The sequence below is a fragment of the Paenibacillus sp. S33 genome (assembly GCF_053615415.1).
Window position 1 is genome coordinate 4,917,956 of sequence record NZ_JBSIEZ010000001.1, and the last position, 24,714, is coordinate 4,942,669.

The window sequence follows — 24,714 nt, forward strand, 5'->3', positions numbered from 1 at the left end:
ATAGGAGTGTGGGTGTCTATGGAAACAACGAAACTATTAGGAACGAAAATCCGTCAATTTCGAAAATTGCGGGGGATTACACAAGAACAGTTAGCAGAAGCATCCGATTCAACAGGTTCCTATATCGGCAAGTTGGAGCGCGGTGAGGTCAATGTGCAGATCAAGACATTGGAGAAAATAGCAGAGGCACTAGACACCAATGTATTTGCATTTTTTGATTTTAATCCTTATAAAGAACTCAAAAGTCAGCCCTGGATATGGGAATGCATTCATATCCTTTCCCAGCAGAGTGAAGCGGATCAAAATAAAGCTTATCGAATTTTAAAGGAACTTTTCTCGCCAGAGAGTGAGCTTTTAGACAACAACTCAGATAAGTCAGGTGAATATGGGAAATTTTAATTTGTCCCAATTTGCTATGTACCTAAAGTAAAATCTCTACTTGGGACTGGGGAGGATTGCCTCCATTGCGTGAGATACATAAAAACACTTTCAAGAGAAAGCAACCCTGTCGTAAGTTTGGGGGATAACCTTGGAGGTGCTTTGCGTTGACTACTGGAGTGAGTTACCCCTTAGAAATAAAGATATGAAAGCGGCAATTTCATGCAGAGGCGTCCCTGTCTAAACTCGTCACGGGCATCACCTACTACCTATTGGGGGTAAAATGCTGTGCTTCTCCAGTAATCTAGATCTGTACAACGGGGAAATTGTGGCTTACAGTATAGCGGGTAAGCAAGATACGTCCTTTGTTTTAGATACACTGAATCAACTTCCCGAATGAGTAAGTGTGCTGCTCCACAGTGGTCAAGACAGCGCATATACATCTCAGGTATACCCAGCTGTAGGAAAGGGAAAAGGCATTACCATGAGCATGTCCCGTAAGGAGTGCCCACTGATCATCCCCCATCGAATTCGTTTCATTTCAAATTAAAGTCTAAAACGTTCTATCTCGAAAATCTCATGTGTAAAACGACACAATCGTTGTATAGACAGTTCGAGATTATATCACTTACTGTAACTCAATTTAATTGGGATTCAAGCGAAACTAAATAACCAGTCACTGGTGGATTTCCAGCGACTGGCTGCTCGCTACAACTGCTCTACGTACCGCGTTTCCTTCTCCACACTTGTAAGAGAGATGCTCTCGCGGATTCTCGTAAAATCCTCTTTAACTAGCTGTCGGTTCGGTTCCCCAAACAAGTACGCCATTATGATACAACGTAGCTTTCGTATGATCGGCGAATGAAGTCTGCGTGCCTTTATACGAGTAATCGTCACTTTCGTTATAGTGCGACCAGTCTGCTTTATGAATACGAGTTTGAATTCCGCCCGTGCTTCCTCCAGGTGCTAACACGCCTGCATCCGAGTTGAAGCTGACTTCCAAATAATAATCAGCACCGGTTGCAGCGTTATCCATTTTAACCAGCTTACCATTCAGCTTCGAGCAGCTCAGCATTGCATAGTCGCAGTTGAATGTCTGCGCGCGCTCGCCGTCGATCGTGTAGTAGTAGCGAATTTTCAACTCGTTGATCGGTACAGAGGCTGTGCCTTTGTTTACAATTTGGAAATGCGGGTTCAAGTGATTGTCGTTCACATTTGTATCCGCTGTGCGATACTGGAGCACCAGTCCCGTTGTCGGCTGTTGAGTATCCGCTTTCGGTGCTGCGCTAGCCGTGTTCGAAACCGTTTGACCTGCATCGTTCTTCGCTACGACTTGGTAATAGTACATCGTTTCTGCCGTTACGGCTGTGTCGATATAGCTGCTTCCGTATACATCGCTCGCTACTGTGGCGAAAGCGCCGTTTTCAGCCGTCGAACGCTTCACTTCATAGCTTGCTGCATTCGCTGATGCTGTCCAGCTCAGCTTTACTTTCGCCGTTTCGCCCGCTGCGTTCAGCGTGAAGCTGCCCGGTACTGATGGCTGCTCGGTAATACCATACGTTTTTAAGTTGGTCGGGAGCTTGTCAAGCGTAATGACGTTCGGATGATTATACACTTTTTTCAGATGCTCAAGACTGTTTTGTTTGCCGTCTCTCAAGAAATCCCCATACCATGTAGCGAACCAGCTCCAATGGGCTTGATACGTCTTCATCAGATCAGGGTCCGGGATAGGTCCGTTTTCGCTCATGGCAACTAACTTTTTGTCCTTACCCAACGTAACAAGGTCTTCGTATTTTGCAATTTGCGGGTTGTAGTCGCCTGCTTGCGGATAAGAGTCGAAGCTCAAAATATCCACATACTCATCTCCCGGATACCAGTCGGGAGCAACAGAGTTCCAGACCCAGATCAGATTGTTCAATTTGTGCACATTAGTCAAACGATCGTGCATCAAAATATATAATTTTTTAACAGGCTCAGGACCTTTAGCGCCCCACCAGAACCATTTCCCTTCCGCTTCGTGCAAAGGACGGAACAGCACAGGAACTTTCGCATCCTGCAACTTCTTCAATTGCCCTGCAATCACATCGATGTCGCGAATAAGCAATTTATAATCTTCGGACTCTGGATGATTCATCGCATATTCTATATCGAATGTAGTCGAATCGGCATAGAAGCCTCTCCACCATTCTTTTCCCTGCGTATCGATCAGACCTTTCGGCGCGTTCCAGTGCCATGCAAAGGTAACAATTCCCCCTTGCTTATCCCATTCAATCGCCTTTTCCGTCTCTGTGGAACTAAGACCGTGTTCCGCTCTACTTGGCGAATAGTCGATCAGGTCAAGCGCTGCAATAGCCGGCTTTTTACCTACATTGGCTTGAAGCCAATCAATTTCGGTTATTTCCTCTTGACCGGAAAGCATATTCTTCCCGTATTGATCAACCAGATAGTTCATCAATGCTCTTGCTTCTATCGTCGCATTCGGATTGGTGAGCGTTTTGGTTACCGCATGTGGTGGACGGTCAGCAGCTGGCTCCAGCTTGACGTAGTCGATATCATACCAGCCCCAGCCTGTTTCAAAACCGATCGTGTTCGCCCCTGCATTCAACAGAAGCTTGCCTCCGGAAGTTTCTTTAAAATCAGCCGATTTCGAAAGTATCAGCTCGCCAAACGCTTTGCCGTTTAAAGAGAAGTTGGTGCGTTTGTCATCATGAGGAGAACGGTAGCCGATTGTAAGATTGTACAAGCCTGCCGCCTCTGCCTGAATCGTCATCGTCAGGGAATCCCCTGCATTGTGGAAATTAGTTACATAACCAGTACCGGAGAAGCCGGTTCCGCTGGATTCCACAATGGTTCCCTTCAGCGCGCCATCTTCGGCTTCATAGCGATCCGGTCCGTCTACAGGCGTTCGCGGAACCGCTTTCAAAACATTGGATTCGCTCGTTCCCGCCTTTGTTTGTGCGGTTATTTTATAATAATAAGAAGTGCCGTTCGTTACGTTCGTATCCGTATAAGACGTTTCGACCAAGTTGGATGCTACAGCAGCAAAAGGACCGTTTTCATACGTTGCCCGCTGTACACTGTAACTTACAACTCCGCTGGAAGCGTCCCAGGATAAATCGACTTTCCCATCGCCAGCCTCAGCCCTCAGCGCAAAGCTTTCAGGACCTTCCACAGGTGGCACAGACGTATCATTGCCAGCAGTCAAGACGATGTGATAAGCCGTCAAAGGCGGTACTGTATAGGTAAAGCGGTTGCCTGAAATTTGCGTAATTGGCGCTGCTTCTTTAATTTGCGAGCTATTTTTGTCGAAGCCCCATACTTTACCGGAACCGTAAGTCGTCTCACCGGAAAGATCAAATTGGGCGTCGAATGCACTGTCCATGCTTTTATTCATGACAACGAGGTGCAGTTCTTTGTAGGATGCATCCGTTACGGAAGCATGCACCGAGCTATTAACAATATCCGATGTTTGCGCGTTAACACTGATATCACCGAAAGTAGAGCTTTTTCCGTCATAATTGCGATAAAGCTTGTAAGCGGCACTAACGTAGTTGTTGGCACCATCCTTTAACTTCCAGTAGTTTGCCATATAAACGTCGTTTTTGCCCAAGATGCCCAACACATCGGTCATAGCGATACCGCCGGAAATATCATTTTCGCCGCCATAGCTATACTCAGTCAAGGCCAGCTTGGTTCCCGGGTAATACTGATCCACCGACTGCTTTAATCGAGGCAGTAAAGGCAAGAATTCACTGTTCCATTGAGCGATCCAACTATCTTCCTTGTAGGTCGGGTCCCACAAGGTACGAGGCGCCTGCATTCTGGCTTTCTTCGTTTCGTCATTGCCTACCTCATTCGTAATTCGTATGCCTCCACCCATCGCTTCAGGATACCAGTGCACATCGAAAACATCCAGCAATCTCTTGCCTTCAGCTTGCGAACTGAGGCGCATTTGATCGAGGTAATAGTCCACGAACCAGCTGTAGTTGCCTTTTACAGAGTTCCAATCAGGTGCAGTTTGAAGATCTTTATAGGCGCCAAAACCGTAAAGAACGGGCCCAAAAATTTCCGCACCCGCGTCAACCGCCTTAACGGCTTTGGATAAACTTACCGACCGCTCTACCAACTCTTTCGCTCCGACCTTTTCACCATGAATGCGCGGATGCGTATGCGACCAGAGAGCGGGTTCATTGTCGAGCGAGTATCCTTTCACACCTGTTTTTGTTGAAGCAGAGCCATACTTTTTCACTAAAAAGTTGACGAATTCATCCGCATAAACCTGATTGTCTTTCAGATCAGGCTGCAATTGAAACGGCGCATTTTTAGCGTTTACGACCTCATTCCACCGATCGGAAGGAGCCTTTTCGCTTTCCTGCACACTTCCGTTTCCATCCTTGGCCACATAACCGGCCATCGGCAGTGTGACTAAAGAATATGTGTCCTGCTTCAGCGATTGATCGTGAAACGAGGTTGCCACCGCACCTGGCTTTTCACATTCGGCTTTTGTTAATCCGGCGTTGTCGCATAAATAGCTATCGCTGGACTGCATCCAGTCGCTTCCTGCATTGGACATATTGTTTTCCCAGTTATATCCGGTCATTCGATTGCCACCAAGTCGTCTGGCAGTCAGATTCTCATCGCCTGACAACTCCTGATTCGTACCGTAAATATAAGGGCTAATAGGCTTACGATCCTTGGATGTATCGACTTTAATGGTAACAGTCTTTGCCGTTTGACCGTGAACTACAGTTGGAGTCGGTAGAGCACCCCCTACTATAATCGTGCATGCCATGACGACAGGCAGCCATTTGGAACGTTTGGACCAAATACTACTATTTTTCGCCTTCATGCCGTTTTCCTCCCTTCAATTTAAAAAGAGCGGCACCCATACGAATGCCCCTCCTTGAGGCTTTAAGGCCCCTTCCCTGTCCCCAAACGAGCTTATCGTTCCGTTGCAGCGTCATATCCGTGCTTGAAATGTTCCAGCCGAAAACAACACCCTCTTTCTTTGAAACTGGATTTATAATATTACCTTAACACAAAGGTATATTGACATTTTTAACTATTGTTTTAATTAGCTAGTATTAATTTCTTAAATAACCATATAGCTTGAGTATCCCAATAGCTCTTGCTCATCCACACTCGTCTTCCCTAGCGCACTTTATCCTTTTGAATAAGCTTATAATAGATGCGTGCAGGCTCTGATTCTCCAGTGGATAAAATGTATTCTGCTAAAGGTGCGCACAGTTTTTGGAGATAAAAGGAATATAGCAGCTCGGCCGTGTCAAAATGAATTTTCAACACTTGCTTCATCAAGCCTTCGAATTTGGAGTAATCCAGTTCTTCCGGGGTAATATCAAACGGGTACTCAGGAAAGGCTTTTTTCTGAATTTCAACAAACTGCTCCCTAAGCTTCGGTTGATTGCCTGAACGGGCAGCCGAGAAATTCATCATAAAAAAAGACACAAAATCCGTTTCACGGTCACTTAACTTATAGTACTCACACCAACGCATGAATATCAGCGGTTTTACCATATATAAATCTCCTTTAACAAAAGTTCAGATTTATCATGAATCTTACAAAAATCTAGCAGGTTCCATCTTATGTAATATATAGGTTAAGCCCCATTTTAAAATATGATTCCTTAAATGAATTTTGCTTTTTAACATATCCCCTTCTTATATATCCATAAAAGTGCACAACAAAAAAAGACCGTTTCAGCATCTTAATGACGCTGACCAAGTCTTCTCATAATCATCCGTATATTCACATTCGTATTTATTCTAATCCTCTACATTGCTGCAAGGTTACAGGCTGCAAGTGAACACATAAGCCGGCGGGACATTGCAGTTTACCTTTTTAATCTGAATGTCAGCAAAAAAGGTGCGAAAAAAATTGTGTTTGACCTTGCTGTACTGGAACGTAATAAATTTGCCTTCCTGGCCCAAAACCTCAGCCGTTTGTCCCAAAATGAGGCTGGATAATGCAGCGGGCAAGCTGGTGAAAGGGAGCCCTGACACGACATAATCCACCTTTGGGACCTCATACTGTCGTATATACTGCGCTACATGCTCAGCTGATCCGTGAATAATGTGTACCTTCTCCAAGTGTCCGTACTTGCTTTGTAGCGTTTTGTAAAACGATTCATTAGCTTCAATTACTAAAAGTAGCGTTTCTGGACGCTTGTTCAAAATAAGCTCTTGCGTAAACACACCGGTTCCTGCACCATATTCAATAATGCACGATGCTTTGTCAAAGTAAATCGGTGTGGCAATTTGTTTGGCCAACTGTCTTGAACTGGGTATAACAGCGCCTACGCTGCGTGGATGCCTGATGTACTCTCGAATAAAGTGGATCGCGTTCATCTTTTCCTCTCCCTGCTTGACACACATGATAGGCATTCGGTTCATCAACGCTTCTTATTACATATTCATTGTATACCGATCAGAATATTGATTTCAAGCAGGCTACTGTCGGCATATAAAAAGAGCGTAGCCTTATTCGACTCTAATCAAATAATGACTACCCTCTTGTTGTAACATCTATTTGTCCATGGTATCCAAATGTGCCTTCTCTGCCTGCGATGCCTGTCCAGCTTTACGTCGGCGTGCGCCTATGTGCATGGCAACAATCCGGTAGATGGAGGCTGGCTGTATGGATACGGCCCAGCTCGCGTCTGCATCAGGTGCAAGCACAACCCCTAGCTGGTGATGATCGCCATCGTACATGCCTCGCTGCACAAACTTGCTCTCGCCCTGCAGATTGCGTACCTCCAGCTTACAAAAAGCAGAGTTGATCCGCAAGGCCTGGTGTAACTCGGCACGGGTATTCACAACAATCCCATTCACGCGGTAAATGGCCTCGCCCGGCAGTATGCCCATGGCTGTCGCCGGACTGTCTGGCAGCACAGCGAGAACACGCATCCCTTGCTCCGGATGGACAAACATCGGGCTAAGACGACTTTCCTCTATATTACCATACCAGATCAGCGCCTCATGAGCCAGAAAGGAGAATAACGCTGCTAACAATATCAGCGGACTCCACCATGCAGCCAGCAAGCTCAGCAGAAGTAAAGCCACACTGTACAGGAGCAAACGGTTCGAAGTAAGTACCGCCTTCTGTCGTGGTAGCTGGCCTAGCGTCACGCTGCTGAAGCCCATCAGGACTGGCAAGGCTGCCAGCATATACCCGGTTCCGGCATCACCGCCGAACAAAGGTGTCCAGGGAAGCGTAAATCCTCCCTGGGTCGGTACCAGCAACAACAACGGAATGGGCCAGAGGTCTTCCATACGATAGCCGCCAACCAATCTTCCCCGTTTGCCCTCGACAAACAGCGGAGTGGCCGCCTTCCCCCCTTGCCAGCGAACCAACAGCGCCTCAGCCACATGCAGCACGGCGACCAACACCAACAGTGCTGGAATATCCAATCCGCGGATAGCTGCTACTGATGTTCCGAGCGCTCCTCCAGGTTGCCAGCCACTGGCCACGTTTAGGAAAAATTGAACCACACCTAGCAGACCTACCGAATAAGCGAGACACAGGTAACGGACGCGTACCAGCATGAGCAGTAATGTCGCTACCCACAGGCATACGATGGAAGCCGAGTTCAGATGCACGCTGACGAACATTCCCAGAGCAGATAGCGCCATTCCAGCAAGCAAACCACTCCATACGACACGCCAGGTCTCTGAAGCCCAGCTATGCATTTTGGTATGAAATAGCTTGCGCTCCAGCAGCATTTGCCGACGATAACCAAGTGCTACAATGAGTATTGAGATATAATAAAACGGCTGCAAAAGCAGGTACAAGCAAGCATTTAAGACGCTCCATCCCCATTGTAATGCCCATTCCAAGTCCATTCACACTCCTTATGCCCCTGGCCCGCTGTATAGCGGATCACGTACATTTCATATCCATTTATTCTATATGAAATTGCCAACGTAGGGAAGACAAACCGACAGACTGCAAATAAATCCCAATATAAAAGGAGGCTGTTTCCAGCCCCCTTGTTGTAGCCTCACTATTATTTCGCTACGCTTGTCTTCATTTCCTTCCGAATCTCTTCAATCCCCTGCTTGAGTTGATTATCATTTTTCGGATCACGAATTTTCTCAATCAGCTTGGCTTCCATCGCTGCTGCTGTCTTCGCATCAATGATGCCGCTAGCCGTCAGCTTCGCTTGTTTTTGAAAAGCAATAACAGAGCTTTCAGTTACTTTGTCAAAATAGCCATCCTCGCGACCTGGGTTGTAACCCAAGCCTTGTAGAATGATTTGTGCATTTTTCACATCACTGCTATTCATATTGTATTTCAGGGACTTTTCCTTGTTCAGCGGTGCTGCTGTGAAGTATTCAGGCTGTTCCACCGCAATATTCGGCTTAATCCCTTTTTTATGAATCCACGTTCCATTTGGCGTTAACCATTTGGCAATCGTGATTTTGAGCAGGCTACCGTCACCCATTTGCTTGTCATAGCTGGTTTGTACAGTACCTTTACCAAAGGAATTTTCCCCGATCAACACGGCACCCGCTGATTGCTGGAGAGCACCTGCCAGAATTTCGGATGCACTTGCGCTACCTTTATTCATTAGCAAAGTCACAGGATAATTTTTGCGTGAACCTTTGGATTTTTCTTCTTCACGCTTCTGATTCTTGTCTTCCACTTGTACAATCGTTTTGCCAGAAGGTACAAATTGCTGTGCAATATCAATGACTACGGAAAGCACGCCGCCCGGATTATTACGCACGTCAATGACGAGCCCTTTAAGCCCTTGCTTTTCGAGCTTCGCCAACTCTTCCTTGAAGCGTTCTGCTGTATTCAAGGAGAACTGGGTGATCGTGATGACGCCTACACCGTCACTTTCCATATGAGCCGTTACAGTTTCCATATCAATATTGTCACGGGTAATCGTGTATTCGAGCGGATCAGGAGAGCCACTGCGCTGAATTTTGACTTTCGCCTGACTGCCTTTAGGTCCACGGATTTTGGAAACGGCCTTGTTTAGATCCAATCCGTCCAGTGTTTCACCATTAACAGACAAAATAATATCCTTAGAGCGTAATCCTGCCTTCTCTGCGGGGGAGCCTTTAATTGGCGTGACTACAACTACTTTCCCGTTTTCCGCTGCTACTTCAGCTCCGATCCCGGTAAAAGAACCTTCTATGGATTGCTCGAATTGTTGTGCAGTTTCTTTACCCATATAAGAGGAATACGGGTCACCGAGCGACTCCATCATACCATTGATGGCGCCATCCACCAGCTTGGTACGATCCACATCCTGATAATATTGTCCCTGAATCAAGTCCATCGCCGTCTCAATTTTGCGGATATCACTTCTGGAGGTAGAACTGCTACCTGTCACACTCGCCAGCAGTCCTTCGCCCAGAGCGCTGTTCCCTACTGTAGTCGTTCCAGTATAGGCAAAAGTGAGCAGACTGCCGCCAAGCAGCCCGATCACCATCAAGAGTATCGCTGTACTTTTTTTCAACATCTAATCGTCCACCGCCTTCTCATTATCTTGTATCCTATTGCCTTACAACGCATGTCCATCCACGAAGTATACGTCTAGCTTGTACGGAATATGTTAATTGTATCCTACTCTGTGTCTCAATGCACATGTTCTTCATCGGATATTAACCATTACAGCAAAGCCCTATCTACAACCGTAATGGCTATAAATAGGGCTTACCTTATCTACTATAAATAGTTCATCGGATTTACAGGTTTGTTATTTTCGCGCACCTCAAAATGACAGTGAGGTCCTGTGGAATTGCCCGTCGAACCAACTTCTGCAATTTTTTGACCACGTTTCACAGTCTGCCCCGTATGAACCACCGTACCGCCATTGCGAATGTGTCCGTATAGGGTCCATAGTCCGTCTCCATGGTCAATCACAACTGTGTTTCCATAGCCACTCCACCATTCGGCAACAATAACAACACCATCTTCGGCTGCATGAATATCGGTTCCCTGCGGAGCCGCCATATCAACACCTGTGTGGCCTTTAAGCTTACCGGTAATCGGATGTACCCGCATGCCAAAAGTAGATGAAAGTCGGTAATGGGATACAGGTGTAGCCAATGTGCCTGTTCCACCTGTATACGTACTGGCTGCCGCATGGCTTGAATTCGAGGCGGCACCTGAGGATGAAGATGCATATCGTTTGGCTTCAGCCGCACGTGCAGCCGCTCTAGCGCGTGCTGCTTTGGCAGCCTGCTCCGCTCTAAGCTTGTTCTTCTCCTGCACCAGACCCACACGTTTGTTAGCGAGTGCTACCAGCATGTCATTTTGCTCTTCGCTGATTTCATCTGACTCAGCAATATCATGATCGTAATTGGAAATCAGTCTTTGCTTCTCTTTTTCCTTCGAATTCAGTTCTGCTTTAGCGTCCTGCTTGAGCGCATACAGCTTCTTGGCATTTTTATATTCCGTGTCCAGCTGTTTCTTCTTGCTTACGACCAATGCCTTGTCCTTTTTATGCTCGTCCAACAGGATTTGATCCTGCTCCACGATCGTTTTCAGGGAATCTACCCGGCTGAGAAAGTCACTAAAACTGGACGAAGACATCAGCACGTCCATATATGAGACGGTTCCATCCGTATACATCAAGCGCACACGGGTTTCCAGCATTTTTTCCCGTGACTGGATACGATCAATGGCCTCAGCTAAATCTTTTTTGGTCGCACGCAGATTATCTTCCGTTTGATCAATCTGAACCGCAACACGAGTCAGCTGATCACTGACGCTGTTAATCTGAGCAAGCACAATTTTCAGGTTTTGCACGGTTTTATTTTTGTAATGTTGGGCATACTGTTTATCTTGAGCAGCCTTTTCCTGTTGTTGCTTGGCAGATTGGGCCTGCTTTTCCAATTTGTTCAGCTGCGAATTGATTTCACTCATGCTTTTGGCATATCCGTCAGAAGGCTGGATTAGCAATGCGGCTACCAAGGTAGCGGCCAACACAGATCCTGTTTTTTTCAACTTGCACTCCCCATCCTTTATCGCAAAATAACACCGGGCTTCCCCGTACTAATTGATATCGACCACGACGTCCAACCCGCGCTTCTTATACTTTTAAGAACTTGCGCATGGACAGGGTACTGCCAACAATTCCGACCAGCATCCCCAAAATAATCAGCAATGCACTCAACTGAATCCAAATGCCTTCAAGTGGCATAAGCTTCAACATATTCAGAGCTATATCACCCTGTACGGCTGTGAGCAAACGCTGATAGCCCGTAAATAAAATACCTACGGTAATCAAGGAACCAATGAGACCGATAAGCGCACCTTCGATAAAAAACGGCCAGCGTATAAAAAAGTTGGTTGCACCGACCAGCTTCATAATGCCAATCTCTCTGCGTCGTGCCAATATGGTCACGCGAATCGTATTCGAGATGAGGAACATGGACATGATCGCCAGTCCGGCGACGAATATAAAGCCTACATTACGAATGAGCTTCGTAATTGTAAAGAGTGTCTCTACGGTGCCTTTTCCATAACGAACCTTTAAAATCGGCTTCTCTGGATGCAACGTATTCAGCTTCTCAATCTTTTCGGCCACAAATGGAACCGTTGTTGGTTCAATTACCTCTACCACAATTTTGTCCGGGAGTGGATTGCTGTCCTTGTCAAAACCCTCCAGCAGCTCCTTGCCGCTGTCTCCCAAATCTTTGCGCAGCTCCTCCAAACCCTGAGCTTTAGTCACAAAGGTCGTTTTGCTGATTTCCGGCATCGCCGCAATTTCCTTTTGCAGCGTTTCACGCATGTTCTGCTCTACATTTAGCTCCAGAAATACGTTAACCTCCACCTGACTATCTGCCTGATCAGCCAGGGAATTGACGTTGAGCACCAGCATGATAAATACGCCCAATATAAGTAATGACACAATAATCGAGGTGACGGATGCCACGGACATCCAGCCATTGCGGAATATGTTTTTGAAACCTTCCCGCACATGACGTAAGAAGGTGTTAAAAGTCATATCCGTACTCCCCTCTTACCTGATCCCTTACGATGTTGCCATTTTCAATGGCAATGACACGTTTACGCATGGAGTTCACGATGTCCTTATTGTGGGTCGCCATTACAATAGTCGTACCCCGAAAATTAATTTCGTCCAGCAACTGCATGATCTCCCACGATGTTTCGGGGTCCAGATTACCCGTAGGTTCATCGGCAATGATCACGGAAGGATTGTTCACGATCGCCCGTGCAATTGCTACACGCTGTTGCTCCCCACCGGAAAGCTGGGCAGGCTCACGATTCATTTTTGTTTTCAAGCCAACCAGTTCAAGCACTTCTGGTACCCGTTTGCGAATCAGCTTCTTGGGAGCTTCAATAACTTCCATAGCAAAAGCCACATTCTCATAAGCCGTCAAACGCGGCAAAAGCCGGAAATCCTGAAAAATGACTCCGATGTTACGACGAACGTAGGGAATTTTACGCTGCTTAAGCTTCCCAATATTAAAACCATTAACTGAAATTTGCCCCTTGGTAGGTACTTCTTCTCTATAAATAAGCTTCATAAAAGTCGATTTCCCCGCTCCAGACGGGCCGACTACGTATACAAATTCATTACGGTCAATTCTGACCGATACTCCTTGAAGTGCGTGGGTTCCGTTAGTATAGGTCTTCCACACATCCTGCATTTCAATCACTCGATCACTTCCCGTTGCTTAATCATATTACGCATAACCTAATATCCATTCGACATATTCCATGCATTTCCTTTAAAAACTTCTCTATTTCATCATACCGTTTATCATTGTAACAAATTTGTTACCTAAATAGTACCGAAAGTTTTCTGCTTTTGGCACATATATATGAATATTATGGCACACGAATCGCTATCAAGCTTATCAGACAGGAGACATCTGCATTATGAAAAAAATTCATTTATCTGTCATTTGGATATGGTCTGGTGTTCTGGCGCTGGCCATGTTGTGGGGAGGACTTCATCTGTACGCCGACAGACAAACGCTGCCGGAGGGAGTGAGGGTCGGAGGAATGAACGTAGGAAGCATGGATCATACAGCCGCTCTTCGGCTGGTGGATAAAAAATTGGATGCATTGAAGCAACGTCGACTGCTTCTGACGGACAGTGACAGCAGTGCACAGGATATAAAACTTACACTCGGGGAAGCAGGAATTTATTATAAAGCGGAGGCATTTCGGAATGCCGTGAAAGCACTCAGCTCGGAGCATCTATGGACTCGTGTGCAGACACGTTTTAGCTTCGAAAAGGAATGGTCTATCACATCTTTCCGACAGGAGGAGATATTAAGGGCCCGATTCGGAGCCGATTGGGAGGAGCAACGATACGGCATGCCTATCAATGCTGTGCGTCAGATTGACGGGAATGATCAGGTTCGTTATATTCCGGGGCGTTCTGCCCGACGCCTGGATTGGCCCAGATTGGACGCCGCACTAGATAAGGCGCTACCCAAGGATTTTACCGATTCGGAAGAGCCCGTACTAGTGGAATTACCTTTCCGTCAGCTGGAACCGAACATTTCGGTGGACAGTCTACGGAACGAAGGGATTGAGCGCAAAATCGTCCAATTCTCCACCAGTCTCGGCAGTAGCTCGGAAGGACGCGTGTATAACGTTAATTCAGCGGCAAGCACCGTTGATGGTCTAATTCTCAAGCCAGGCGACATATTCGACTACGGTCAATTGATTGCCAAGGCTGAGCGCACTCATGGCTTTCGTGAAGCTCCAGTGATCGTCAACGGTCAGTTGGAGCCCGGCATAGGCGGCGGGATTTGTCAGGTATCCAGCACGGTGTATAATGCAGCGCTGCGAGTCGGCTTGGACATTGTTGAGCGCCGCAACCATTCTTTGCCAGTCAGCTACCTGCCCAAAGGTCAGGATGCGACTTTTGCTACAGGGTCCATTAATTTTCGTTTTAGAAACAATACAGGCAAGCATTTACTGCTTCGTGCCGCTGTCCAAAACCGAACGCTTACTGTTAAATTTTTTGGTACATTTCCGTCCAATGTTTCGTATGAACTGGAATCCCATACAGTTCGCGTACTTCCCATACCGGAGAAGAGACTCCGTAATGACTCACTTTCCCCCGGCTTCTATCAAGTACTTCGGCAAGGCAAAGAAGGGTATGTGGTAGAAACATTCCGGGTAAAAAAGGTAGCCGGAAAAACTGTAGATCGCACCCGAATCAGCCGCGATACGTATCGAGCGCAGCAACGCATTATAGCTAGTTATGGCGGTGGCACATCGTCTGAGCCACAAACACGTGAACCCGAGAAATCTATTGTCGAGGACGGTATAAGCGAATAAACGAAAAATCCCCCTTCCACTGTCGGCTGGACTTGTTCCAGACAGAGTGAAAGGGGGATTTTAGCTATAAATTACTCGCTGCGTTTACCCAAAACAGAAATTTCTACAGGCTCACTTTCGTTACCGTCTGCATCTTCAGCTTTGACTACCAGCCTAACCGTTGCTTTTTGAGCAAGCACACTGATACTAAATGTGCCATCATCTTTGGCTACTGCACTACCGATAGGCAGTTCGTTGGAATAGGCGGTTACTGTGGAACCTGCTTTAGCTGTCCCCGTAATTGTACCTTCTCCATCATACACATTGTTGACTTTCAGTGCTCCCGTAGTTGCAACTGTGTCTGTAGTGCTATCTGTAGTCGTAGTCGTATCCGTAGTTGTGTCGGTATCTGTGTTGGTATCTATTGTTGTAGAGTTGTCCGTAGTCGTGCTATCTGTGCTGGTACTTGTGCTGCTATCTTCTGTTTCGCTGCCAGAAGTAGTTGACGTGTTACCATAAGTGGAATCTGTCACGTTGCTGTATGTGGAGTCCGTCACCGTTCCACCAGGAGTCGTCGTCAGATTATCGACAGAGCTCAGGTTGTAACCGGAAGCGGCGTCCAGAATAGCAATCGCCTCTGCACGAGTCAGCGACTTCAGTGGCTGGAATTTACCATCCGGATAACCGTTGATGATTTTTTGCTCCGCAGCTGCCGCTACACTTTTCTTCGCCCAAGACCCAATTTTGTCGGAGTCAATGAATTTAGTAACATCTGCTGCGTTACCCGCAGTCAGTCCAATAGCTTTGCCTACGATAGCCGCAGCCTCTTGACGTGTTACCTTACCATTTGGTTTGAGCTTGTTATCTGCATAGCCGCTTATGTAGCCTGCATTCACGGCACTTGTCAGCTCGTTGTATGCCCAGTGCGAAGCTGGAACATCTGTGAACGTTCTGCTTCCATTACCGTTTACTTTCACACCACCCGCATATGTTGCGTCTGTCACTGCTGGAGTTTCCTGTGTGAACGTTCCCAAGCTGCGATTCAAAAGAACAATAAATTCGGCACGTGTGATCGCCGCATCTGGTTTTACCGCCCCGTCCAATTGCCCCGTGGCTGACCAGCGTTGCACCTGATCTCCTGCCCAATGTCCACTTGTAGTTTGGGGAGCAGCTGCCGCTGCGCTGAATGCGCTAAGAATAAGACCTGTACTCAATACACCTGTAACTGTGTTTCTTAACCTTTTTCCCATGCTATAAATTCCTCCTCTGATTGGATTCATCATTCTTTTTTAAACACTTTACCAGAAATCAAACCCAAATAACCCCCAAATTAAAAAAATCGTCCCATATAACCATACCCCCACCTAATGTAGGATAAATAAGAAACAGGACTTAATACCTAGTTATTCGCTTGGATATGTATATTTAGACAGGCTAAGGTATACTGAATGAATACTCGGTCATATGCTGGAACACCGCAATAAGGTCACAAAACCCTAGGAAAGAGGTCTTCTTATGGCTCTTATTCAATGTCAGTTTTATTCGGAAGTTCTAGGTCTGAGCACATCCATGAATGTTATTCTTCCTCAGGCAACCCGTTCGCAAATCGGACTGGAGGGCAAGCAAGGAACCGGGCCACATCCGACGCTATATTTGCTGCATGGCCTGTCGGACGATGATTCAACCTGGTTGCGTCGAACCTCCATTGAACGCTATGTCGCCTCATTGGGCCTAGCTGTCGTCATGCCCCAGGTACATCGAAGTTTCTATACGAATATGGAGCAAGGAGTGGCTTATTGGACCTTTATCAGTGAAGAATTGCCGTCTTTGGCACGTTCATTCTTTCCTCTGTCCGACAAGCGTGAAGACAATTTTGTAGCCGGGCTTTCTATGGGTGGGTATGGTGCTTTCAAACTGGCACTCCAGCATCCAGAGCGTTTTGCAGCCGCTGCGAGCCTTTCGGGAGTCATGGATTTACACGCATCACGCACCGATCCTACGCAAAATGCGATGAGTCCAGCGGAATGGCTTAACATTTTTGGTCCAGATGAAATACGTGGAACGGATCACGACTTGCTGGAACTGTTACAACGTCATGCTGCCTTGGGGACCTCGCTTCCCCGGCTTTACCAATGCTGCGGCACGGAGGATTTCCTATATAAGGGGAATCAGACTTTCCGTGAAACATGTAATACTACCGGAGTTCCGCTGACCTACGAAGAAGGTCCTGGGGCTCATGAATGGGGATACTGGGACGCGAAAATTCAGGATGTACTGGCGTGGCTACCACTCAAAGAGCACTAAACAGGTTAAAAAATCCCCGCAGCTTCCCTCATCGCACCATGGCGAAGGGATAGACTCGGGGATTTTTTTGCACATTACGGATTTGTCGTGGTCTCCGTCGAGGGAGAGGCTTTAGTTAGTGACTTGGGTAGCACCTTGTACAAGCGCCACTCACCGTTAAACTCACGTTCAAGCTGGACCCATGGAGCGCCTTTTTCATATAAATTCGGATATACCATATTGATTTTACTCAGTGGCATGCCTGACATGATCTTAGGTACAAGGATATAATCCACATGATTATCCTGCGGATAACTTAATGTCTTATTGAACGAATAATCACTGGTGATCAGGAAGCGTTTGGGATATTGGCTGTAGACAATCATGGTGTAGGCTGAAGCCGAATCGGTCATAATGGTAGACTTCGGCAGATGCTCATCCAACCAGACGGCAATCTTACGATCTGACTCCTGTCTCACATAGTTCACATTACCCATTCGTGTGAGAAAGCTGTTCTCATCCGGTGCAATATCCGGGCGAGTCAACGCATAGGAAAGTAATCCAGCGGTAAGCAGCAGACTGACGGATACCAGGCCAAAGGCTGCCCTCCGCCATCGTCCCTGAAGCTGGCTCAGCTCATAGGGCAACCAAGCTACAGTAATTGGGAACACGTACATAAAATAACGAAACCACCCATACGAAGATTGCTTCATCATGAGTAAAAACTGCAACCCCGGCACCGACAGGAACAACAGCAAAATAATCAGTGTTCCCCATCGGAACAAGCGTCCACTCAACAGACGAATGAACAGAATAGCAAACAACGGTACCGAATACCAGAGTGTTTTGGAAGCAATAAATTTCAAGGCCACCAGCGGATTGGAGAAAATCTCTACAAACTTATCATCATTCAGCAGCTCTGCCGATTGGGCTGTGTTCGAATACTCCGAATTCAGGAAGTAAAAAGCATTCCCCATAATGAGATAGTTGAAGAAAATCCACAACAGCCCGGAAAAGACCACGGGGAGCAGAAGCAGTAACCAAGTTGCCTCGACCTTGTGCAGTTTTTCTCGCAAGGCCAGCTCACGTCTGCCCATGTTTCGATGTAGAAACATGATCGCCAATACCACTCCACCCGCCATTGCCACGCCCAGAGGAACCGCTTCATAGCGAGTCCAGAACGCCATGGCAAGCGCTAATCCAGAAACAATCAGGCTTGCCGTCATGCGATCCTTGAGCCACAATGCAAACTCAATCACCGTCATCATAATGAAATATATGTATAGCGAATCGCTCAGCCCATTGGCACCAAACAGTAAAATAAACGGATTCAGTGCATATAGCAGTGCCAGCATGATGCTCATCCCTGAGCTAAGCCCTGTTCTGACCCCCGCCCGATACAGCAACATAGCGGTCAAAGCGGCAAAGGTAGCACTAAGAATGACAGCAGCCAATCCATAGGTGGCTAATGCCGGAAAGATTGGATACAGCAGTAGAATCACCATTTCCAGAAGACTAGGTAGTGGATTCCAGATAAATCCGATTGCGCCCAGATGCGGGTCACGGCTGTACAACACATAAAATGCATTAGCTACGCGACTGAGCGCGTCTGTGTGCATATATCCCAGAACATAGCTGAAATAGATGCCCGCAGACAACTCCAATGCAAGTATAAATACAAACAGACCTATAGCCATCCATCTGCTTGCAGACCATTTGCGAAAGGACATTCCTCTCGTTCCCCCTCAAACTTCTTGCGGTGATACAGCTGTAGCCCACTCACACCCTACAGCTGTATGCTTCCCTCCGCTACGATGCACTAAAATATAATAATTATTTCGATTCTTCATGCTCTATTTTGTACAGTCGCCACTGCCCGTCAAAGTCATGTACCAGTGAGGCCCACGACGCTCCCTTTTCGAACAAATCAGGATAGCTCCGGTTTACTTGATCCAGCGGTACCCCATCCACCAAGCGCGTGACCAACACATAATCCACCTTGGAAGCAGGCAGATCCATTAAAGATTCCCCAAAATCAAAATCACTCGTAATCATAAACTTCTTCGGAATTTTGCTGCTCAAAATGATCGGATAGGCGGCATAAGAATCTGTCAAAATGAGAGATGTACCATAATGCTCATCCAGCCACGGCGCTATTTTCCGCTCAATAATTTGACGTTCGTAGCTTTCATTACCACTATGCGTCAAATAGCTGTGTTCATCTGCTGCAATCGCGGGGTTCGTCAGTGCGTAGGATAACAAGCCTGCTGTTACCAACATTCCTGCTGTTACCAGAGAGATTCCGATCCCCCTCATTTTCCCCTTCAATAAACTTAGCTCATACGGCAACCAGGCAACCGTAATCGGGAACACATACATAAAATATCGGAACCACCCAAAAGAAGACTGCTTGAGCATCAGCAAAAGCTGAAGTCCAGGCACCGATAAAAAGATTGCGAATAGCGTAAGCGTGCTCCAACTCAACAGACGTTTGTCCAACAATCGTATGAGCAAAATGGCAATCAACGGAGCAGCATACCATAAGGTTCGTTGCCCGATAAACTTTAGCATCAGCACAGGGTGGGCAAACATGGCCACAAAGCGTTGATCCTCTAACAAAGCCGCTGATTGTGTGGAATTGGAATATTGCGAGCGTAAAAAGTAAAGCGGATCGCCCATGATAATCCAGTTAAAAAAGAGCCACAGCAGGCCGGAAAAAACAAGTGGCAACAACAATAGAAGCCATGTCGCTTCCACCTTGTACAGGCGCTCTTTTAAAGACAATTCCGTTCTAACCATCTCTCTGTTTGTACGCCACCTATGCAGAAAAAAGATCGTCAGCAATACACCCAAAGCCATCGCAACGCCAAGCGGAACCGCTTCATAGCGTACCCAAAAAGCCAGTGCAAGCGCAAAACCGGATACGATCAAATTCGCCGCCTTGCGATCCTTCAACCACATACAAAATCGACTCACTGTCAACAGGATGAAAAAGATATATGGCGAGTCACTTAAGCCGTTGAAGCCAAACAGAAACATAAATGGATTCAGTGAAAATAATAGCGCAATCAGCAAGCTGGTTGCACCGTGAAGCCCCAACTGTTTGCCCGTCGCATACAATAATGCCGCGCTCGCCCCTGCAAACAGGCTGCTCACAATTACTGCCGCCAGCCCGTGGGAAGCGAGTACTGGAAATAAAGGATAAAACAACAGCACAATCAGTTCCATCAAACTGGGCAGGGGATTCCATACAAACCCGATAGCACCCAAGTGTGGGTCACGACTGTATAGCACATAAAATGCGTTAGCCACTCGACTGAGCGCATCGGTATGCATATAACCAAGATACCATGCAAAATACACACCCACGGCCAGTTCAAGAGCAGTAATACAAGCAAACAATGATAGAAATTTTCCGTGTTTTCTTAAAATCATGAAACCTCTTTCTGACGCTGTTGCGGAACGGAGAAGATCCAGTAGCGGTTCCAGAAATAATTATGAACAGGCACGATGATGGTAGTTAGTACTTCACCGATCAGATACGACCAACCGATCCAGTGAATGGTCACGTACATCAGAGCGGCATTTAAGAGCAAGCCACAGGTACAGACCAATAAATATTTAAGAAACTGGGTGCGACTTCCCTCGCCGGTAGGCTCGAACGTCCAGTTTCGGTTCAGCACATACGAAACGAGCAATGTAACCACGAATCCGATTGTAGTAGCCGTTACTGCTGGTACCGTAAACAGCTCCACCAGCAGCACAAGCACACCAACATGGATACCTGTACCCAGCAACCCCACAATACCGTATTTAATGATTGGATACTTTAGATATGAACGTCTGATCATGTTGATTAAACTCCCTGTCCACCCACAATCGGTCAGCATTCGCCCGTTTATCTGCTATCAGATAGCGAGGCCTAGCTTTGACTTCGTGATATATGGCGGCAATATATTCTCCTACCACTCCAATCGACAGCATGAGTACACTGCCAATAATCAAGAGCAGCAAAATCACAGTGGTAAAACCGGTCACAGCGTCACCCGTTAATTTGCGCATTAAGGTCTGAATCCCCAATACGACTGAAATCAGCATAAAAATGAGGCCCATCAGACTTACTACCCGCAACGGTACTGTCGAAAACGAAACGATCGCTTCTGCTGCCAGTCGAATCAGCCCTAACGGACTCCAGCGGCTTGGCCCCTCTTCGCGTGGAGCCACCCGGAATGAGATCTGGGTTTTACGGAAACCTAGCCAGGCTGTCATCCCGCGGAAAAACGGCATCCGCTCTGGCATCGCCATCCAGGCATCCACCACTCGTCGATCCAGTAGCTTATAATCGGAGGCATCCTTGAGATTAAAGCCTGTCAAGCGGTTCAGGGTCGCGTAGAACAATGAAGCACCGAGCTTTTTGCCCACCGACTCTTCTCCCCGAAATTCTTTCACACATTCGACCAAATCATAACCTTCATTTTGCCATAAACGTACCATTTCTCCAATCATTTCAGGAGGATGCTGCAAATCACCGTCCATGACAATAATCGCATCGCCAGAGGCATTTTCCAGACCTGCGCACAACGCCAGCTCCTTACCGAAATTCCGACTCAGCCGGAGCGCGAGCAAAGAGGGCATACGACGGGACAATTCGGACAGCTTAAGCCACGTATCGTCTTTGGAACCATCATCTACTATGATGAGCTCATAGCGTGAGGTGACAACAGACAATACCCCATCAATTACCTTAAGCGACCGCTCGAGATGCGAGCTTTCATTGTACATGGGAATGACGACGGATAAAAAAGGTGTTTTTGTCTCCATTCTTGCTCCTTCTTTCTTCATATTCAGGAGGACTGTGCCGGGGTATCATCCAAGTCGTGCATATCGGTCAGACCATGCGTGGTCTTCTCCCAATAGAACGGCTTGGTAATGAGCTGCCAAGCGGCTTTCACCGCAGCTATACTCATAAGTACCCAATATAACGGCGAGAGTAGCCCGTATTTGACCATCGCGTATGAAAATGTTCGTTCACCGCGCTCTTCCAGTTCCCCGATGACCCAATACATTCCGGCCACATTACTGAATACGAACAGAAAGTTACCGATATAAAACTCCGCGCTAGCCAGGTAATACACATAACCCGGGAATAGCTTGGGAATAAAGGACAACTCCCAGCCAAACCATAAAATAAGCAACCCCCAAAAAATCGGATTCAGCAACGGCAGCATCGGAGTTGCCAGAATCATCACCTGAAAGCCGAAAAAGCCTTTCCAGCCCACTTCGCGCACCAGCTTAACCGGATTGCGCATATGAACCAGCCATGTCTGCATATACCCCTTGATCCAGCGTGACCGCTGACGAATCCAGTTGCCCACGCGGCTGTTAGCTTCCTCCCATGTGCGGGAATCGACAATAGCAGTTTTGTAGCCGCCTTTATACAGACGTATGCCCAAATCGGCATCCTCGGTTACATTGTAGGGGTCCCACGCATTAATATCTTTTAATACAGATACCCGAAAATGATTGGATGTGCCGCCTAACGGAATTGGGGTATCTAACTGCATAATACCCGGCAGCAGTAGCTCGAACCACATACTATATTCTTGAGTGAACCAGCGGGTCAGCAGATTTTGTGTACTATTAAAATAGTTGAGCTTCGCCTGAATACACGCATAATGCTCAGGGAGTGAATCAAACGCCGCAATGACCTTTTTAAGCTGATCAGCGTCGGGACGATCCTCAGCATCGTAAATCACGACAAACTCGCCACGTGCCCGAATAAGTCCATAATTACATGCCTTCGGCTTGGTTTTCGGCAAACCGTCTGGAACGACCAGTGTCGTGTAATAGGCCGGCAGCTTCATTTCCCGAAGTAGCTCAATCGTCTCTATGTCGTCCTCTTCAATCAGCAGCCGCACATCCAGCTTGGACTTTGGATAATCCAGTTGCTCCAAATTCCGCAATAACATCGGAAGCACGCCCGCTTCCTTATACATAGGTACAAGAATGGTATAGATCGGCAGTTTCTTTTCATCCATGGCGTCAACCTCTTCCTTCGTGAAACGAAGCTGCGCACCACGCCGGGAACCGAGATAAATAATGCCAAATTTAAATAGCGTCATCGCAAAATAAAACAACTGAATCATCATATTGATGATCAACACCGTTTTCCAACTGTTCCATAAGAGACCGAGCAGTGTAATCATACCCATGGCCGCGAACACCCAAAGCTGTCCCTTTGTAAAAGTCGTCCGCGCCGAATTGTGCGGTTCTTTTTCCAATAGCCCGGTCGTGCTCTCCTGCATCATTTCTTCACCGTAGATTTTACCCCAGAGCTGCTCCATCTCTTCCTTCGTAGCAAGCACCTGCTCTACCGGCATTCCCAAAATTTCCTCCAGCTTCAAGCGTCGCTCTTCTGGCAGCGGATCACTGACCGCCACAATATAACGGTTCATATATTGATGGATGACGACCACGCCGTAAGCCATTGCCACTTGCTCGGGTAGTTTGTACGCCGCATCCAGTGCGAGTTCCTCACCAATACGCCCGATTCGGTTCTGTGTAGCAATCGCGCGGTACAGATCGGCAGGTTCCAGCATTTGCAATGACAGCAAGATGTCTCCCAGTAGTCCGCCGCTCTTCGCCTGGAACTCCAGTGCGCGCTCCAGTTGTTCCGGTAATATATAGCCGGAACGAACCAGCATATCGCCTAGGCGCTCCTTGGACTCGTCGCCGCCAACCTGTTCCTGTAGCTGCTCGGCTGTAATGAAGCCCATTTCTACAAGAATATCGCCCAGCCTGCCACCGTAACGCTTCTGGTTGCGGATGGCATCTGTCAGCTGATCGCGGGTGATCATCCCGTTCTCCACCAGTTGATCCCCCAGACGGGCCTTGCCGTTTCGTCCGCTCTGCATTCCTCTTACTGCCTCTTCGCCTTCCGTACCAGAGATACTGGAAGCAGCGCCCATAGCGGTTCCTGCCGCTACCTGTTCCTGCCCAGATGCATATTGGACTTGAGCCTCCTGCACCTGTCCATCCTGTAACCCTTCATCCAGCAATTGTTCCACAGCTGCTGCTGTATCATTGGCGTTCTGTATCGCCTGGATACGTAGTTCTGTATCCTGAAGTCGCCGTTCCAACTCTTCGATATGAAAATCAAGCTTGTACAGCACCGGGGCCTGCTCTGACCGCTGAGCCTCTAGCTGTTGTTGCAGTTGTTCGATTCGCTGACGCTCTTCTTTTATTCTTCTCTTTGTTTGGCGAATTGAAACTCCTCCAACCTGCCACCTAAGCTTGTCACCCATGAATTCCCGCCCTTTCAATCCAGCGCCGCTCTTCCGCAAGCGCATCCGCAAGCAGCTGCTTTAACTCCGAATCCCGCTGCTTTTTCCGTTCCAGCGCCGCGTGGAAAAGTTCCCGCTCCTCACGCAGTAACTCCTCCGCTTGCACCCGTTCCTCATGCAATGAAGATATCAGTTGATCGGCTTCAGAAGCGCGATAACCGATCCAAGCGCTCTTTAACTGACGCGCCGTCCTTTTAGTTCTCATAATACCTCCCTGGATCATCCCGACTCTGCCTTCAGCTACGTCGCTACTTTAGAGCTTTTACTTACCGTTCTCCCAAAACCAGGACATACCTATGTTCTCATTCAAGCCCTTCATTTACACATTTATGAAATTCGCCTGATCAAAAGAGCCCCTAGTAACTTGACATTTATTTATTGAATATAGTTCTTGTCCTATTGAATTGGTAATTCGATGAAAAACTTAGT

General features: G+C 47.2%; 18 protein-coding genes. 3 read left to right on the forward strand and 15 right to left on the reverse strand.

Translation table 11 applies throughout. The annotated features are described in order from the left end of the window. Nucleotides 1–18 precede the first annotated feature (18 nt). Nucleotides 19–399, forward strand: coding sequence for a helix-turn-helix domain-containing protein (locus ACWGXJ_RS22410; protein ID WP_452567619.1), 381 nt, complete (start codon nt 19–21; stop codon nt 397–399). Between the two features lie 766 nt (nt 400–1,165). Here ACWGXJ_RS22410 and ACWGXJ_RS22415 read toward each other — a convergent pair. From ACWGXJ_RS22415 to ftsE, 8 genes are all read right to left on the reverse strand, one after another. Continuing rightward, complete coding sequence (locus tag ACWGXJ_RS22415; RefSeq protein ID WP_452567620.1) at nt 1,166–5,227, reverse strand: glycosyl hydrolase; 4,062 nt, start codon at nt 5,225–5,227, stop codon at nt 1,166–1,168. 302 nt (nt 5,228–5,529) lie between these two features. Next, nucleotides 5,530–5,913 (reverse strand): hypothetical protein, encoded by a 384-nt coding sequence (locus tag ACWGXJ_RS22420; RefSeq protein ID WP_069290511.1) that lies wholly within the window; start codon nt 5,911–5,913, stop codon nt 5,530–5,532. Between the two features lie 273 nt (nt 5,914–6,186). Then, on the reverse strand, nt 6,187–6,744 hold the full coding sequence (locus tag ACWGXJ_RS22425; RefSeq protein ID WP_061829955.1) for a class I SAM-dependent methyltransferase: 558 nt from the start codon (nt 6,742–6,744) through the stop codon (nt 6,187–6,189). 177 nt (nt 6,745–6,921) lie between these two features. Continuing rightward, the gene (locus ACWGXJ_RS22430; protein WP_134902711.1) at nt 6,922–8,238 is read right to left on the reverse strand and encodes a PDZ domain-containing protein; all 1,317 of its coding nucleotides are present in this window, start codon (nt 8,236–8,238) and stop codon (nt 6,922–6,924) included. Nucleotides 8,239–8,402: 164 nt separating this feature from the next. Further along, complete coding sequence (locus ACWGXJ_RS22435) at nt 8,403–9,869, reverse strand: S41 family peptidase (RefSeq protein WP_061829953.1); 1,467 nt, start codon at nt 9,867–9,869, stop codon at nt 8,403–8,405. A gap of 206 nt (nt 9,870–10,075) precedes the next feature. Then, nucleotides 10,076–11,359 (reverse strand): peptidoglycan DD-metalloendopeptidase family protein, encoded by a 1,284-nt coding sequence (locus ACWGXJ_RS22440; protein ID WP_452567621.1) that lies wholly within the window; start codon nt 11,357–11,359, stop codon nt 10,076–10,078. An 85-nt stretch (nt 11,360–11,444) separates the two neighbouring features. After that, on the reverse strand, nt 11,445–12,362 hold the full coding sequence (gene ftsX / locus ACWGXJ_RS22445) for a permease-like cell division protein FtsX (RefSeq protein ID WP_013312238.1): 918 nt from the start codon (nt 12,360–12,362) through the stop codon (nt 11,445–11,447). After that, nucleotides 12,352–13,038 carry a cell division ATP-binding protein FtsE gene (gene ftsE, locus ACWGXJ_RS22450; protein WP_023990620.1) on the reverse strand — a complete coding sequence of 229 codons (687 nt, stop codon included), beginning with the start codon at nt 13,036–13,038 and terminating at the stop codon, nt 12,352–12,354. The genes ftsX and ftsE overlap by 11 nt, the downstream gene beginning before the upstream one ends. A 223-nt stretch (nt 13,039–13,261) precedes the next feature. On the opposite strand from ftsE, the gene ACWGXJ_RS22455 reads away from it, so the two are divergent. Next, on the forward strand, nt 13,262–14,680 hold the full coding sequence (locus ACWGXJ_RS22455) for a VanW family protein (RefSeq protein WP_452567622.1): 1,419 nt from the start codon (nt 13,262–13,264) through the stop codon (nt 14,678–14,680). Between the two features lie 71 nt (nt 14,681–14,751). Here ACWGXJ_RS22455 and ACWGXJ_RS22460 read toward each other — a convergent pair whose 3' ends face one another. Further along, entirely contained in the window at nt 14,752–15,909 is a 1,158-nt protein-coding gene (locus tag ACWGXJ_RS22460; protein WP_452567623.1) for an S-layer homology domain-containing protein, read from the reverse strand. Between the two features lie 265 nt (nt 15,910–16,174). Between ACWGXJ_RS22460 and ACWGXJ_RS22465 the strand changes: the two genes are divergently transcribed. Then, nucleotides 16,175–16,963 carry an alpha/beta hydrolase gene (locus tag ACWGXJ_RS22465; RefSeq protein WP_452567624.1) on the forward strand — a complete coding sequence of 263 codons (789 nt, stop codon included), beginning with the start codon at nt 16,175–16,177 and terminating at the stop codon, nt 16,961–16,963. A gap of 74 nt (nt 16,964–17,037) precedes the next feature. Here ACWGXJ_RS22465 and ACWGXJ_RS22470 read toward each other — a convergent pair whose 3' ends face one another. The 6 genes from ACWGXJ_RS22470 to ACWGXJ_RS22495 all read right to left on the reverse strand — a co-directional run bounded on the left by ACWGXJ_RS22470 (nt 17,038) and on the right by ACWGXJ_RS22495 (nt 24,490). Further along, complete coding sequence (locus ACWGXJ_RS22470; protein WP_452567625.1) at nt 17,038–18,672, reverse strand: hypothetical protein; 1,635 nt, start codon at nt 18,670–18,672, stop codon at nt 17,038–17,040. A 103-nt stretch (nt 18,673–18,775) separates the two neighbouring features. Further along, nucleotides 18,776–20,377, reverse strand: a complete 1,602-nt coding sequence (locus ACWGXJ_RS22475) for an ArnT family glycosyltransferase (RefSeq protein WP_452567626.1) — start codon at nt 20,375–20,377, stop codon at nt 18,776–18,778. Continuing rightward, the gene (locus tag ACWGXJ_RS22480) at nt 20,374–20,793 is read right to left on the reverse strand and encodes a GtrA family protein (RefSeq protein WP_025721701.1); all 420 of its coding nucleotides are present in this window, start codon (nt 20,791–20,793) and stop codon (nt 20,374–20,376) included. The genes ACWGXJ_RS22475 and ACWGXJ_RS22480 overlap by 4 nt, the downstream gene beginning before the upstream one ends. Beyond that, complete coding sequence (locus ACWGXJ_RS22485; protein ID WP_025721702.1) at nt 20,756–21,763, reverse strand: glycosyltransferase family 2 protein; 1,008 nt, start codon at nt 21,761–21,763, stop codon at nt 20,756–20,758. Before ACWGXJ_RS22485 ends, ACWGXJ_RS22480 begins: the two co-directional genes overlap by 38 nt. A 23-nt stretch (nt 21,764–21,786) precedes the next feature. After that, a complete protein-coding gene (locus ACWGXJ_RS22490) occupies nt 21,787–24,246 on the reverse strand; it encodes a glycosyltransferase family 2 protein (RefSeq protein ID WP_069290519.1) in 2,460 nt (819 codons plus the stop codon). Beyond that, complete coding sequence (locus ACWGXJ_RS22495) at nt 24,239–24,490, reverse strand: hypothetical protein (protein ID WP_452567627.1); 252 nt, start codon at nt 24,488–24,490, stop codon at nt 24,239–24,241. The genes ACWGXJ_RS22490 and ACWGXJ_RS22495 overlap by 8 nt, the downstream gene beginning before the upstream one ends. Nucleotides 24,491–24,714 lie beyond the last annotated feature (224 nt).